This window comes from uncultured Senegalimassilia sp. (genome assembly GCF_934630535.1).
Taxonomy (GTDB): Bacteria; Actinomycetota; Coriobacteriia; order Coriobacteriales; family Eggerthellaceae; genus Senegalimassilia.
On the sequence record NZ_CAKTVU010000003.1, the window covers coordinates 93,478 to 107,742 of the forward strand.

Genomic DNA, 14,265 nt, shown 5'->3' on the forward strand with positions numbered 1-14,265 from the left:
CGCTGCGTTCGGATTGATGGGGCAAGCGTCGTCACGTTCGTGATGGCGCTGCCCTTGCTGATGAGCCTGCTGTGCGCCGTCGTGGATATCGGAAGGGCGGCGTATCTGGGCATGGAAGCGGATGTTGCGGCCCAGGCCGCCTGTCGCGATGCGGCTGGGCGTATCGCCCAGGGGGACAAGGCGCCGGATAAGGTATGCGCCTTGTCGGCGGCGCTTGGGCAGGCTCCCGGCCTTGCCGGCGAAGGCATTTCCTGCTCGATCGAAATCGACTGCCCGCCCGTGCAGACGAAGGGGGTCGAGCGCAAGACGTTCGACCCGCAAGCTGGCCGATTCGAAGAGCAGCTTGTCGAATTCGCTTATCGGCAGGTGGACGTGGAGATACGTGTGAACGCCCGGTGTTTGACGCCTGTCGGCGATGCGGTGCTCGGTGCAATGGGGCAGGCCGATGGGCTGCGGCTGTCGGCAACGGCGAGCAGGACGGTCTCGGTGGAGGCCGATACGGGGGTGCAGCATGGTTTTCGATGAACGGGGGAGCGAGAGCGTGCAATTCTCCTTCGCCGTGGTGCTGCTCATCATCGTGGCGTTCGGCATATTGCAGGCGGCCATGATGAATGCGGCGGCGATCATGCTGTCTTCGGAGCTTACCCAGGCATGCATACGCATCGATGTGATGGGCTTGAGGACGGCATCGGATAAGGAATCGTTCGTCGCCGAGCAGATCCTCGACGAGTCGTCGCAGCTGCGTCGAAGCGATTTGGCGGTGTCGGGGGTGAGGGTGGAATCGACCGCTTGCGAGGACGTGCTTCACGCAAGCGGCGTTTCGAGCCGCACGGCGCATACCGCCGTCTCCTATGACGTGTCCTACAAGGCGCCGATCGCGCTGTCCGGGTTATGCGGCGACGGAAGGCTATCGCGCCATGTCACATGTATGGTCGTCGATGAGCGGGTGACGGAGGTGAGCCTTGCATGAGCCGGTATCGGGGGGAAGGGGGCAATCTTGCCCCGCTTGCCGTGGCGTTGTGCCTGGTGTTGGTGATGATGCTTGGCTTCTTGGCTGATTGCGCCGTGCTCTACGGCGTAAAAGCCCGTCAAGAGCAGGCTTTAGACGCTGCCAGATCGGCTTGCATGGATGCAAGCCGATCGGCCGCCGCGAAATATGGCGACGATGCGGGAGCGGTCCTTGCCGACGCTATAGCGGAGCAGGTCAGGGCGCAAGGGGTGCAGGGCGAGGTAAGCGTGTGGTTCTATGAGGCGCCTTCCCGGGCGGTTGCTGAAAGCGAACGCCTTTGGGTCGTGGGCATGCAGGTGGAGGAGGAGCAGCCGCTCCCGTTTCCCGTAAGCCCCGCTTCGGGCGCCAAGGTGGCTTCAAGCCGGATATTCAGCGCGCGTCCGTATGCAGCGCAGCAGGTATGGCGGCCTGATTCCCGCATATGCGGAGTGCATCGTTTCGGCGATGGTTGCGGTGCGGGCCAGGGGAGGTTCTCGGCGATAGGCGCGCTTGAGGGGTTCCCTCAAGAGATGGTCGAGGAAGCCCAAGCTCGTTTGGGCGGATAGCGAAAGGGGGACGATCATGGCGGTCGGAAGGAACACGGGGCGCGTCTCGCGGCCGGCGCCATCAAGGCGGCTGCGTCTTGGTGGGCGCTTGGAGACGGCTTATGGGAAAACTGCCGGATCGGCGGAAGGGGGCGAGCAGCGAACGTCCGATGGGCCTGTGCGCTCGATGGACGTTTCAACTGCGCGTTTCAAGCAGATGTCCGCAGTGACCGCGGCTGCGGTTGCCGTAGCGTTCGTTGCGGTGGGATATGGGCTGTGGCAGGCGGGCGTTTCCCACGCGGCGGTCGATCAGGCGACGAAGGGCGCCCGTAATGTGGTGGTCACCACGCGCGATGTCGCGGCCGGCGAGCCGTTCGGCGCGGATGCGGTGCGGCTTGTGGAGGTTCCCCAGGCTTTCCGCCAAGAGGAAGCGCTTGGCGCCGATGCCCTTGATGGCGTCGGCGGCGTGGCGGGCGCACGGGCCTTGGTCTCCATTCCCGCGAACACGCAGCTCTCGCCTCAGATGATCGCGGGCAGTGCGGCCGATGGCAGGTTGGCCGCACAGCTTGCCGCGGGCATGGAGGCGGTTTCCCTGTCGGTGAACGATGAGACGGGCGTGGCCGGGCAGGTCCAGCCGTTCGACGAGGTCCGCGTGGTGTGCGTCACCGAGGCGGCTGGAGGCGTGGTCGACTTGGACGAGCTTTGCCCCTCGGCGCGCGTGATGTCGGTAGGCGGCGACGGTGCCGGCGAGGGCGCGGCGTACAGCGCCATCACGTTGGAGTTGACGCCGGAGCAGGCCGACGCGGTTCGCCGTGCGCAGGCGTCGGGCACCATCAGCGTCCAGCTCGTTGCGGGCGGGGTGTTGTCGGGAGGCATGGTCGAGCATGATGGATAGAGGGACCGAGCTTGCCCTGAAGCGGGTGGTTCGCGAAGGCCTTGCGACAAGGTTGCAGGGGGATTTCGATCCGGCGGAGGTGGAGTCGGCGATTCAGTCGCTTGTGCAGGAGGCCGTGCGGGCGTGGAACCTCGGCCTTGCCGATCCCGATATCGCCCGTTTATGCCGCTTGGTCAGCGACGATTTTCTCCGGTACGGCCCTTTGCAGGGGCTGCTGGAGGACCCCGGCATCACCGAGATCATCGTCAACGGCGGCGGCGTGACGATGGACGCTGGGGTTGCTAGGTATTTGGAGCCGCATGTGTTCGTGGAACGGGCAGGGCGCTTGGAGCCGTGCCCATATGTTCGGTTCGATGACGCCGATCATCTTCGCCGCATCATCGACAAAATCGCCGAGCAGGCGGGCATGCGCTGCGATGAAGCGCATGCCATGGGCTGCGCCATGCTGCCGGGCGGCAAGGCGCGAGCGACGTATATCGTGCCGCCGCTGGCTCCGGACGGCCCTGCGCTCAACCTTCGCCTGTTCGGCGATGACGTCATGAGCATCGAGGATTTGACGGCGCGCGGCGCCCTCAGCCCCGTGATGGCGGAGTTTTTAGGTTCGGCGGTTCGTGCCCGGTGTCCCGTGATCATATCCGGAGGCACCGGCTCGGGAAAGACGACCATGCTCGGCGCGCTTTCCGGGTTCATCCCCGACGACGAGCGCGTCTTGACCATCGAGGATACGCCCGAGCTGCGGCTACGCGCCGCGCATGTCGAACGGATGCAGACGCGGGAGGCGAACACCGAAGGCGAAGGGGCCGTCGGCATGCGCGAGCTGGTGGCGCTCTCGTTGCGTCGGCGCCCCGATCGCATCATCGTTGGCGAATGCCGCGGGGCGGAGGCTTACGAGATGCTGCAGGCGATGCAAACCGACCACCCCGGTTCGATGACCACCGTGCATGCCAACGACCCAGGAAACGCGTTGAGCCGTTTGCGCACCATGGTGGGTTACGCCAACGCCGACATGGGCCGCGACGTCATCGTGCAGCAGATCGCGGAATCGCTTGCGGGGGGTTTGATCGTCCATGTGGAGCGCATGCGCGACGGAGGGCGGCGCGTCACCAGCGTTGTGGCGGTCGATCAGATGCCGGAGGGGGCGGCGATCATCCCCCGTGCCGAGCTGTTCCGATTCGAGCCGAGCGGGACGGACGCGTTCGGCCGCATCGTTGGAGCGTGGCGCGCGTGCGGCGTCCAACCGCAGCGCATCAAGCAACGCATGCTCGCGGCGGGGGTAAGGTTCGACCCGTCTTGGTTTTTCGGGTCGTAGGGAGGCGATGGCTATGAAGGGGTTCTTTTCCGGGGCGCTTGCCTTCGGCGTGCTTTCGTCGGCGGCGGTGCTGGCGTGCGCCGCCTTGTCCTTGAGGTTGAAGCACAGGGCCGAGGAAAGCGATGCCCGAATGTCTGATCGGGCTTTGTACGAATTGGGCAAGCGCGATGCCGAGTCGGCGAAGGCGGATGCCGAGGGGCCGCTTGGCAAGATGCTGCGCGGTGCGGGCATCGAGGCATCTCCGGTTTCGTGCGCGCTGTGCCTTGGCACCGTGGGCGCGTTCGTGGCTTTTTTCGGCATGCGGGCAAGCGGTCTGCTTGGCGCGGTTGCGGGTGTGGGGTTGGTTGCCGCTGCGGCGGCGATGTACGTGCTGCGTGCGCGGGCGAAACGACGAGAGCTGCTTTCCCAGCAGTTCGTGCGGCTTGTTCCTCAGCTTTCGGCCAGCGTGAAAAGCTCGTTGACCTTAGAACGTGCGCTGCGGGTTTCCGCCGACCATGCTCCGGAACCGTTGCGGTCGGAGCTGATGGCGGTGCTTGCGCGCGTTTCGTATGGCACGCCGCTGGTGCAGGCGCTTGCCCGCATGGCGCAGAGCACCGGCGATGCCGATGTTGCGGCGCTGGCATCGGCCATGCGCATCCAGCAGCGCTTCGGTGGATCGATGGGGGCGGTTCTGGACCTGATCGCGGAGCATGCCCAGGGGCGGGCTGTTATGCAGCAGGAGCTGCGCAGCGAGCTTGCGGGGACGCGCATGGCTACGGTGGTGGTGGCATGCGCCATGCCTGCGATCTTCGCGTTCATGTTCGCTACCAACCAGGCGTTTTCGCTTTTCTATCGGGAAAACCCGTTGGGGTGGGCAGTGCTTGCGGCCGCCGCGCTTATGGAGGTGGTAGGCGTTGCGGCGTGTCGCCGGATCACGAAGTTCTCGTATTAGGCGCTGCTCGCGCCGGTTAAGAGGTGATACATGCAAGGTTTGACGCTTTGCGCGATCTGCTTGCTTGCCGTTGCGGCGGGGTTGGCGGTTTACGAGGCGCTTAACGCTTGGGCGGGAGTGAAGGAGCGAAGGCATATGCCGGCATGGGTGAAGCCCGAACAGGAGGGCGGCGGCGCATCGCGGCATCTTGCCCGTGAGGGGATGGCGCGTTTGCGGGAGCGTGCCGTGACGGCGCTGGCGGGCTTCGCCCCGCTTTCGATGAGGGAACGGGAGCGGTCAAGGGAGCGGCTTCGAGTCGCGGGCATAGCCCTGGAACCTGAAACGTGGCGTTGCGCGTGCTTTGCCGCGGTTTCGGGTTGCGTGCTCGTAGCCGTTGCGGCGTGTGCCGCATTGCATGTGACGCCGGTGGCCTTCGTCTTCGCCGTCGGCGGAGCGGGGTTTGCGGGCTGCGGAGGCTTGCAGCTGTACTTGCGCTCCAAGCGTCAAGCGCGTCGTGCTGCCATCGATGCCGGATTGCCCGATGCCATGGAGCTTCTTGGTGTGGCGATCGCCGCCGGTTCTCCGGTTGAGCAGTGCTTTCGTCAGGTCGCCGAAAGCTTGAACGGCCCGCTTGCCGATGAGTTCCGCCTGGTGGATCAAGAGGTCAACTTGTTGGGGCATTCCCGTGCGAAGGCGCTTTCCAATCTTGCGCAACGCTGCGCAAGCCAGGAGGTTACCGCGTTCGCCGCTCAGCTGACCCAGGCGATAGAGCAAGGCGCATCGGTGGCGCAGGGACTTGCAAACCAAGCGGCGCTTGCCCGTTCGCGCGCCCAGGCCGCGGTGCTCGAGCATATCAGGAAGATGCCGACGAAGCTTGACGTGGTGCTGTCCGTTTGCTTCCTGCCGCCAACCACGTTGCTGGTGCTCGTTCCCACGGTCGTCGATTTGCTGGCGTTTCTAGGAGGTGGACTGGCTTGAGATGGTTTCGACGGGCGGCTCATGGAGAGGGGGCGGGCGATGATGAGGCAGGGGCGTAAAGTCGCAACGCGGTTTTGTAGGAGTCGCGTTCGCGGATCGGGCGACGTGTCGGCGGGAGATGGGCGCGTGCTCACGCGCCGCGGCTTCGTGTTCGGTCTAGGGGCGCTTGCCGTTGGACTGATTATGTACAACCCTCGAATGGCTTTCGCTGACGAGCCTTGGTGGGATGGGTCCTTGATATTCCGAGGGCATGGCGCATGGTATGCCAGCAGGTTTTGGAAAGAGGTCGGCTCGGTGCAGGCGGGAGCGGGTGCCGAGCAGGCGGGGAATATGTATACCGGCTTGCAGGTGGCGGCCAAAACGCCTTGGGTGGAATGGGATATCTCGGCGCGGCAGTTCATCAGGGCGGCTACTAAGATCACCATGGTATGCGATTTCACGACGGAGCTGTATTACCACATGAACGGCAAGCTTGAGATAGCATGCGGAAGCTATAACGAGCTGAACGCCTCGTATAACCTGTGGCATACCGATTCGGGGGACGATACGCGCTTCACCTTGTACCACACCATCGACGATGAGCCTGAAGGGGGTGTAGAGGAGGATTCAAAGGTCGTCGTCATCGATAACGAGGCTGGGGCGGGCATCCATAGAGATGGCTGTCACGTGTGGACCGATTATCGCGAGTATCCCGGATCGAATTACTCAGTGTGGGTCCGTCGTATCGATCGCGATGCGATGCACGGGTTTCAATTGAGGTCGTGGTTTTGGAACTATTACTACTACGGGAAGGACTGGTATTACCAGCGCGCCGACGATCCCCCTATCGGCTTTTCCACGAAGTGGGTCAAGCAGCGCGCAAGGCGGGTAGGCATCGCAAGCGAAGCGCAATGGGCCGGCCGCGTGCTCGTCATCTCCCCGGCGACGGTGCCTTCGCTGCATCTTGGCGTCGAGGGCCCTTGGGCCGGCCAGGGGTGCAGCGTGCTCGCCGCCGCGTCCTCGACGAGGCACCATTGGATAGCGGTGGAGCACGAAGACGAGCTCTTTGCCGGAACGTTTCGCTTGGTGCCGGTTTGCGCTGGCGACAGCTCTCTTTCCCTCGGCCAGGCCGGCGGCGGGCCGCGTCTCGACCCAAGCGCGGCACAGCTCCAGCAGCTTGCGGAAGCCGATCGTGCGCAGGCGGTGTGGGTGCATGGGCGAGGGCCGTGTCAGTGGCTTTTCAACGATTGCTCCGGTATGGCGTTGGATCGCGTGGGGGCATCGCAGGAAAGCGGTGCTCAAGTGCAATTCCATTCGAACGGCTATGCCGACGGGGAATGGGATAACGAATCGCATATGTGGCATCTTGCGGATGCTCGTTTCGGTACGGAGGATGGGGGCCCGTTCGATCTTGATGGCGCCGCGGATAGCTCTACGGCGGTTGTGGGCGCTTCGCTTTGCGTTCCCGATCCCCGGGTTGCGTTCAGGCCCGGAGGCGCGTCGGCCGATGCGGAAGGTATCCGTTACGAGCATGCGTGGCTCGTCGACGATGGCCAAGGCGAGGCCGTCTCCGAGGTTCCCGAGGTCGTGGGCCGTGCATGCGTCTCCCTCGGCAGGGAATGCTTGTGGCTCGATGCGCAGCCGGCGGCGAACATGGTGGGGACGCGCGGGCGCGCCGGGGCTTTATGCGCCGCCGATCTATCGGTTGAAGGGGGCGGCTTCGGGCTCGTGGCGCGTATCGCTTCGTCCGGGGCGTGGCGTGATGCTGCTGAAAAGGGAGCCGAGGCGCAAGCTCTGAGCATGAAGCTTGGCGGCGATGCAGCCTTGCGTTTCCATGTGCGCTATCGCGTGTGCGGTAAGGATGGGAACTGGTCGGAGTGGTTTCAGGATGGGCAGGAAGCGTCCTGCGGCGGGAGTCCTCTTCACGGTGTGAGCGCTCGAATCGTGCCAGCGGGGCTTCTTGAGGAAACAGGGCAGATGCTGCAGGTGCCCGAGCGCTTAGCGGGGAAGCGGCTGGTATGCATCGTGCGTGCGACCACCGCGCACCTGCATGCTGCGTATCTGGGGTGCGCGGTGTCGAAGCCTTTGCACGTGGTGAACCCTTTCACCACGGTGCGCTACTTCGTGGATGGCGAACGCGAGCCTTGCTGGACCGAGCGCGTTGATGAGTCGTCCTCGTACAGCGCTGCCCTCGATGCGCGCTCCGCCGCTTTAAAGCCAGGGTGCGTGTGTGTGAAGGGCTGGTTCACCGATGCTGCGTGCACCGTTCCGTTTGCGGATGGGACGGTGGTGCAGGGTGCGATGTTGGACCTGTTCGGGCGCAATGTCGCCGAGGTCCGCTACGCATTGACGGAGATGTCGCGGGAATTGTTCTCGCAGAGACGGTGCTTCGCCGAGAAGCAGCTTGAAACCGAGGTGGACGGCGAATCGGTGTTGCCGCCTGTTCAAGAAGTCGTATATGGGGAGGTCCTGTCGTTTTCGCGACGTCCCAGCGTATGGTACGAGGCCGAGGGGCGTGCAAGGGAGGCGGTTGGCATCATCGGCGCATATGCCGACGCATCGGCGGCCCAGCCTCCGGCGCCGAAGCTGAAGGTGACATGCTCTACGACGGTGTATCTTGCATGGGCATTGCCAAGATACGAGGGCATCTGGGTTTCTTAGGCATGAAAAAAACGAGCCGCCTTCATGCGGCGGCTCGATATGGGACTGCGGTGCGGATGCGGGGCGCATGGCGGGATGCGCGGCAAGGCCGATTCGCCCAGCTTGCGCGTTGTCGTCGAAATCCCCCTTAGACGGCAACGCAAACGGGGCAGCTATCGGCTATTGACCGTCAACTTGCTTTTCGAAGCTGCTCTCGGCTTGCGCTTGAAGCTGCTCCTCGATGGTTTGGTATGCGGCAAGGATCTGCTCGCAATCTTCGGTCAGTCTGCTTCCGTGGGCGCCATCGCGGTAAAGAAGCTGCACGTCAAGGGCGGCTTCCGTATCTTTGATGATGCGCCACGCCTTGCTGTAGGCCATGCCCATGCTCTTGGCTGCGGCGTTCAGCGATCCGGTGTCGCGCACTCCGATGCACAGGCTGGCGATGCCGCGGCCGAACACCGAGTTGCTCTCCGTGTCGGGATTGACCACGGAGAGCCTCACGATCGGTTTTAGCTTGGTGAGTTTGCTCATGAAAAGTCCCTCGGTTCCCCTCGTGTGCTGCTATTCGTTGTCCAGGGCGGCGAGAAACCGCTCGGTCGCGTTCTCGATATCCTCGGTGGTGCCGTCGATGACTTCGGTGAACCTGATGGGCAGGCCGTCGAGCTCCGCCAAGCCGCGCGGCACATCGTGGTGGCCCGATTCGTCGGCGACCAGGTCGTTAAGGCCGCAGCCGGAAAGCGCGGCTACGTTTTCCGGCAGGGGTTGGCCGGGCTGCATGTCGTGCAGGGCGCGGTACACGTTGTTGCCGAACTTGGCCCAATGGGCGGTGCTGGCGATGAGCACGGGGTTTTCGCCGCGCAGGTTCTGTGCGGCACGGTATGCCACGGCGGTATGCGGGTCGAGCAGGTAGTCGTGCTTGTCGAGCACCTCCTTGATGGTGCGCAGGCACTCGGCGTTGTCCACGCTGTCGGCGGCGAAGTGCTCGCGAACGGCCTTGAACGTGTCCTCGTCCACGCGGAAGCAGCGCTGCTGCTTCAGGTCCGCCATCCAGCCTGCGATCGCCTTGGGGTCGCGTCCCGTCAGCTCGAACAGCTGGCGCTCCAGGTTGGAGCTGACCAGGATGTCCATGGAAGGGGAGGGGGTCAGCACGAACGGGCGGTCGGACACGTCGTAGGTGCCGGTGTTGATGAAGTCGGTGAGCACGCGGTTCTCGTTGCTGGCGCAGTACAGCATGTCGATGGGCACGCCCATGCGCTTGGCGTAGTACGCGGCCAGGATGTTGCCGAAGTTGCCGGTAGGCACGCACACATCAAGCGCCGCGCCGGCTGCAAGCTTGCCGTCGGCGACCAGCTGCGAGTAGGCGGACACGTAGTACACCACCTGCGGCAGCAGACGGCCCCAGTTGATGGAGTTGGCGCTGGAAAGGGAGACGCCGTGCTCGGAGATCAGCTTCTCGGCGAAGGCAGCGTCGCCGAACACGTTCTTGGCGCCCGTCTGGCAATCGTCGAAGTTGCCGCGCACGCCCCACACGTTGACGTTGGATCCGCGCTGCGTGGCCATCTGACGGTACTGGATATCGCTCACTCCGCCATCGGGGTACATGACCGAGATGGAGACATGGGGCAGGTCGCGGAAGCCTTCGAGGGCGGCTTTGCCGGTATCTCCCGACGTTGCCACCAGGATAAGGAAATCGTGATCGAGCTTGCCCTGCTCGCGCAGCTGGGCAGCTGATGCGCTGAAGAAGCGCGGCAGGCACTGCAGCGCCATGTCCTTGAAGGCGCTGGTGGGGCCGTGCCACAGCTCAAGGACGTGGGTGTCGGCATCAAGGGAGGTGATGGGGCAGATGCGCTCGTCGTCGAAGTTGTCGCCATAGGCCTGGGCCATCAGCTCGTCGATAACTTGCTCGGGCAAATCGACGCCGAAGGCCTTGTAGATGCGCGCCGCGCGCTGCGCATAGGGCAGCTGCGCCAACTCGCAGATCTCATCGAGCGTAAGCTCGGGGATATGCTGCGGAACGTACAGCCCGCCGCCGTCGGCTAGGCCGTTGATAACGGCTTCGGTGAATTCGACGGGCTCGTCGACGCATCCGCGCGTATCGATATAACGATTCTCTTGCATGGGCTTGGCGCCTCCTTCGGCATTGCGAAAAGGGGGAATTATTCACGGTACGCATAATATTCCTGCGAAAGTACAGATGGAAGATGATTTTCCCGTTCTTCAGACAAACGATGGTTAACCGTGCATCCGTGCGCGAAGCAGCTCCGCGTGCATGCTGGCTGCAACGAAGTAAATGTGGTGAAACTTTGAAAAATTACCCTTAGCGTACAAAAAGTTGCCCAAAGCTTCCATTCAAAGTCACTATGAGGTAACATCCTTCTGTTGTATGCGTCTAACAAATGAAGGGAGAACATCATGGAGACTGCGATGACGAGCGCTGCGGCAAAGGCTGCACGAACTCCAAGCGTGTCCGTCCAGCAGATGCCGCTTTCCTTTCTGAAAGAAGGCGAGTCCGCGCGTGTCGTCAAAGTGCGCGGGAAGGGCGACCTGCAACATCATCTGGAAAACCTTGGCTTTGTGGAAGGAGCCGAGATCAAGGTGGTTTCAGGCGTCGCGGGCGACCTGATCGTCTCCGTCAAAGGCGCCCAGGTGGCCATCGGCCGCCAAGCGGCGTCCCATATCATCACCTCTGCGGCAACGGCGTAGCCGATCTGCCGGCACATGGGCGAACCCGGCCGCGGCGGCATAGCGCTGCGGCCGTTCGTGCGGTTGCCTTGCAGCCGCCGTCATACGAGCATGGAAAGAGCATAAGAAAGCGAGGATAGGGCTACATGGCCGAGATTCAGGGCAAAACGCTGCGCGATGTGCAGGTCGGCGAATCCGCTACGGTGCGCCGCCTGAGCGGAGAGGGCGCGCTTAAGCGTCACATCATGGACATGGGCATCACGAAAGGCGTTGGGGTGTACGTGCGCAAGGTGGCGCCGCTTGGAGACCCCATCGAGGTGACGGTCCGCGGTTACGAGCTGTCGCTGCGCAAAAGCGAGGCGGAGTGCATCCTCGTCGACTAGCGCGTACGCCGGCATAGCAAGCCGGCGCATCGGAAATCGACGGGCAATGGCGCGAGTGCGCCGTTTTTTACCGGAATGAGTTACCAGTAACTAACTCAAAATGGCTTCTGACCTGGGACGATGCGAGATATCGAAACCCAAAGCACTGCAAGAAGCCGAATCGATTCGCAAGAAAGGTAGATCATGGGAATCTGCATTGCCCTTGCCGGCAACCCGAACTGCGGCAAGACGACGATGTTCAACGACCTGACGGGCGCCAACCAATACGTTGGCAACTGGCCGGGCGTGACCGTCGAGAAGAAGGAGGGCAAGTACACGCGCGACAAGGACGTGACCATCACGGACTTGCCGGGCATCTACTCGCTGTCCCCGTATTCGCCCGAGGAGATCGTGGCGCGCGATTATCTGCTCGAAGGCGGCCCCGACGCCGTCATCAACCTGGTCGACGCCACCAACCTTGAGCGCAACCTGTATCTGACCAGCCAGATCCTGAACCTGGGTATCCCGGTCGTGATCGCGCTGAACATGATGGACCTGGTGGAGAAAAACGGCGACAAGATCGACGTCGACGGCCTGTCCCGCGAGCTGGGCTGCCCCATCGTTCCCACCTCGGCGCTGAAAGGCCGCGGCATGGAGGACGTCGTCAAGGCCGCCATCGATGCCGCTCGAAGCAATACGGTCCCCGCATCGCAGATGAGATTCGATGCCGCCGTCGAGGAGGCGCTCGTCAAGATCGAGGGCGTGCTCGGCGACAAGGTGGCCCCCAACGCGGCTCGTTGGTACGCCATCAAGCTGTTCGAGGCCGAGGAAAAGACCATCGCCGACCTCAAGCTTTCGCAGGCGGACCTCGATGCCATCTCCGCCATCCGCACCTCCATCGAGGACAAGCTCGATGACGATGCCGAGTCCATCATCACCGCCGAGCGTTACGACGCCATCAGCCACGTTGTGGACAAGACCGTCAAGCGCACGCGCACGGGCCTGACCACCTCGCAGAAGATCGACCGCGTGGTCACCAACCGTTGGCTGGGCCTGCCCATCTTCATCGTCATCATGTTCTTCGTGTACTGGCTGGCGGTCTCCGTCGGCGGCGGCGTGGTGACCGACTGGGCCAACGATGGCATCTCCGGCGACGGCTGGCTCTACACCGGCAACGCCGCGTTCGACGAGGCCACCGAGGAGTACGAGGATGCTCACTCCCAGGTTGTGGCCTATGTCGAGAACATCCTGGGCGAGGACGAGGAGTCCGAGCTGCCTTCCGACGAATCGCAGGAGGTGCTCGACGCCTTGGCCGCCGAGGAGCCCGAGGCGCCTGAAGACGGTGCCGATGCGGACGCCATGGCCGAATACGATGACGCCATGGCTGAATACGAGGAGGCGCAGGCCATCGTCGCCGACTTCGACGAGCAAGCGCAAGCCTCGCATGCCGTGGCCACCATGGAGGTAGAGGACGAGGACGGCAACGTGGAGGAGCAGACTATCACGTTCGCCGATTACCAGAAGGCCCTTGAGGTGGAAGAGCCCGATCCGTCCGACGGCACGTGGGGCCTGTGGATCCCGGGTCTTGGCGCCATCATCGCCGACGCCATGGAGGCGGCCGACGTCGCGCCGTGGCTGCAGTCCCTCGTCAACGACGGCATCGTCTCCGGCGTCGGCGCCGTCATCGGCTTCATCCCGCAGATGGTCATCCTGTTCCTGCTGTTGGGCATCCTGGAGCTGTGCGGCTACATGTCCCGCGTCGCGTTCATCATGGACCGCATCTTCCGCAAGTTCGGCCTGTCCGGTAAATCGTTCATCCCGATGCTCATCGCCTCCGGCTGCGGCGTGCCCGCCGTCATGTCCACCAAGACCATTGAAAACGAGATGGACCGTCGCATGACCATCATGACCACCACGATGATCCCGTGCGGCGCCAAGATGCCGATCATCGCGCTCGTGTTCGGCGCGCTGGCATCCGGCGATTCGTCGGCAACGTGGTACGTGGCCCCCATGTTCTACTTCCTGGGCGTCATCGCCATCATCCTCTCCGGCATCATGCTGAAGAAGACCAAGCTGTTCGCCGGCGAGGCAACCCCGTTCGTCATGGAGCTGCCCGAGTACCATATGCCCACGGTGAAGTCCATCCTGCTGTCCATGTGGGAGCGTGTGAAGGGCTACATCATCAAGGCTGGTACCATCATCTTCCTGTCCACCATCGTCATCTGGTTCCTCATGAACTTCGGCGATGCGGGCGAGGGCTTCGGCCTGCTCGACCCCGACGCCCCCGACTATATGGAGCACAGCCTCATGGCCGGCCTGGGCAACCTGCTTGCCTGGATCTTCGCGCCGCTGGGCTTCGATAACTGGCAGGCTACGGCGACCGCCGTCACCGGTTTGGTGGCCAAGGAGAACGTCGTCGCCACCGTGGGTATCATCACGCAGCTGGCCGATTACGGCGAGGCTGACCCGCAGCTGTGGTTCGGCTTCCTGCAGATGCTCGGCGGTTCCACCGCTGCCGTGGTCGCCTTCTGCGCGTTCAATCTGCTGTGCGCTCCGTGCTTCGCCGCTATGGGCACCATCCGCCAGCAGCAGAACTCCCCGAAGTGGTTCTGGATCACCATCGGCTACCTGTGCGGCTTCGCCTGGTGCGTGGGCACCATGCTCTACCAGTTCGTCGGCCTTGCGACCGGCGAGGTCGAGTTCAACGTGTTCACCGTGGTGGCCATCGTCATCGCAGCCGCCATGCTGTTCCAGATCTTCCGTCCCATGCCCAAGCGTGAGGAGAAGCAGGAGAAGTAGCGCTGCGCCTCTATCTTGCAAGACCGGTATCGGGCCAGACAATTATCGATGACGGTTTTGCGAAGACGTGAGCTGCTTTAAGCGGGACGTCGCCTTCGGGTGGCGTCCCGCTGCTGTTCGTAGTATTATCCAAGGGAAACATTTTATCCGCGCGCCGGCATCGGTGCGCAGCTTAGGG

The 14,265-nt window shown here is 63.3% G+C and carries 13 protein-coding genes; 11 read left to right on the forward strand and 2 right to left on the reverse strand.

What is annotated here, in order from left to right:
* The first annotated feature begins 12 nt into the window (after positions 1-12).
* The 8 genes from Q0D52_RS03010 to Q0D52_RS03045 all read left to right on the forward strand — a co-directional run bounded on the left by Q0D52_RS03010 (position 13) and on the right by Q0D52_RS03045 (position 8,265).
* A complete protein-coding gene (locus tag Q0D52_RS03010) occupies positions 13-525 on the forward strand; it encodes a TadE/TadG family type IV pilus assembly protein (protein WP_294360544.1) in 513 nt (170 codons plus the stop codon).
* The gene (locus tag Q0D52_RS03015; RefSeq protein ID WP_294380033.1) at positions 512-970 is read left to right on the forward strand and encodes a hypothetical protein; all 459 of its coding nucleotides are present in this window, start codon (positions 512-514) and stop codon (positions 968-970) included. Before Q0D52_RS03010 ends, Q0D52_RS03015 begins: the two co-directional genes overlap by 14 nt.
* Positions 967-1,554 (forward strand): hypothetical protein, encoded by a 588-nt coding sequence (locus Q0D52_RS03020; RefSeq protein WP_294360450.1) that lies wholly within the window; start codon positions 967-969, stop codon positions 1,552-1,554. Before Q0D52_RS03015 ends, Q0D52_RS03020 begins: the two co-directional genes overlap by 4 nt.
* 166 nt (positions 1,555-1,720) lie before the next feature.
* Positions 1,721-2,428, forward strand: coding sequence for a Flp pilus assembly protein CpaB (gene cpaB, locus Q0D52_RS03025; RefSeq protein ID WP_294380035.1), 708 nt, complete (start codon positions 1,721-1,723; stop codon positions 2,426-2,428).
* Entirely contained in the window at positions 2,418-3,737 is a 1,320-nt protein-coding gene (locus Q0D52_RS03030) for an ATPase, T2SS/T4P/T4SS family (RefSeq protein WP_294360455.1), read from the forward strand. Before cpaB ends, Q0D52_RS03030 begins: the two co-directional genes overlap by 11 nt.
* Positions 3,738-3,750: 13 nt before the next feature.
* Entirely contained in the window at positions 3,751-4,668 is a 918-nt protein-coding gene (locus Q0D52_RS03035; RefSeq protein ID WP_294380039.1) for a type II secretion system F family protein, read from the forward strand.
* Between the two features lie 135 nt (positions 4,669-4,803).
* Entirely contained in the window at positions 4,804-5,625 is an 822-nt protein-coding gene (locus Q0D52_RS03040) for a type II secretion system F family protein (protein ID WP_294380040.1), read from the forward strand.
* 105 nt (positions 5,626-5,730) lie between these two features.
* Positions 5,731-8,265 carry a hypothetical protein gene (locus tag Q0D52_RS03045; protein ID WP_294380041.1) on the forward strand — a complete coding sequence of 845 codons (2,535 nt, stop codon included), beginning with the start codon at positions 5,731-5,733 and terminating at the stop codon, positions 8,263-8,265.
* A 159-nt stretch (positions 8,266-8,424) separates the two neighbouring features.
* On the opposite strand, the gene Q0D52_RS03050 is transcribed toward Q0D52_RS03045, so the two are convergent.
* Both Q0D52_RS03050 and thrC read right to left on the reverse strand, forming a co-directional pair.
* On the reverse strand, positions 8,425-8,775 hold the full coding sequence (locus Q0D52_RS03050; RefSeq protein WP_294360472.1) for a LysR family transcriptional regulator: 351 nt from the start codon (positions 8,773-8,775) through the stop codon (positions 8,425-8,427).
* 30 nt (positions 8,776-8,805) lie between these two features.
* The gene (gene thrC, locus Q0D52_RS03055; protein ID WP_294380042.1) at positions 8,806-10,362 is read right to left on the reverse strand and encodes a threonine synthase; all 1,557 of its coding nucleotides are present in this window, start codon (positions 10,360-10,362) and stop codon (positions 8,806-8,808) included.
* A 294-nt stretch (positions 10,363-10,656) separates the two neighbouring features.
* Between thrC and Q0D52_RS03060 the strand changes: the two genes are divergently transcribed.
* From Q0D52_RS03060 to Q0D52_RS03070, 3 genes are all read left to right on the forward strand, one after another.
* On the forward strand, positions 10,657-10,947 hold the full coding sequence (locus tag Q0D52_RS03060; RefSeq protein WP_294380044.1) for a FeoA family protein: 291 nt from the start codon (positions 10,657-10,659) through the stop codon (positions 10,945-10,947).
* A gap of 125 nt (positions 10,948-11,072) precedes the next feature.
* Positions 11,073-11,309 (forward strand): FeoA family protein, encoded by a 237-nt coding sequence (locus tag Q0D52_RS03065; protein ID WP_042434827.1) that lies wholly within the window; start codon positions 11,073-11,075, stop codon positions 11,307-11,309.
* A 183-nt stretch (positions 11,310-11,492) separates the two neighbouring features.
* The gene (locus Q0D52_RS03070) at positions 11,493-14,087 is read left to right on the forward strand and encodes a FeoB small GTPase domain-containing protein (protein WP_294380046.1); all 2,595 of its coding nucleotides are present in this window, start codon (positions 11,493-11,495) and stop codon (positions 14,085-14,087) included.
* Positions 14,088-14,265 lie beyond the last annotated feature (178 nt).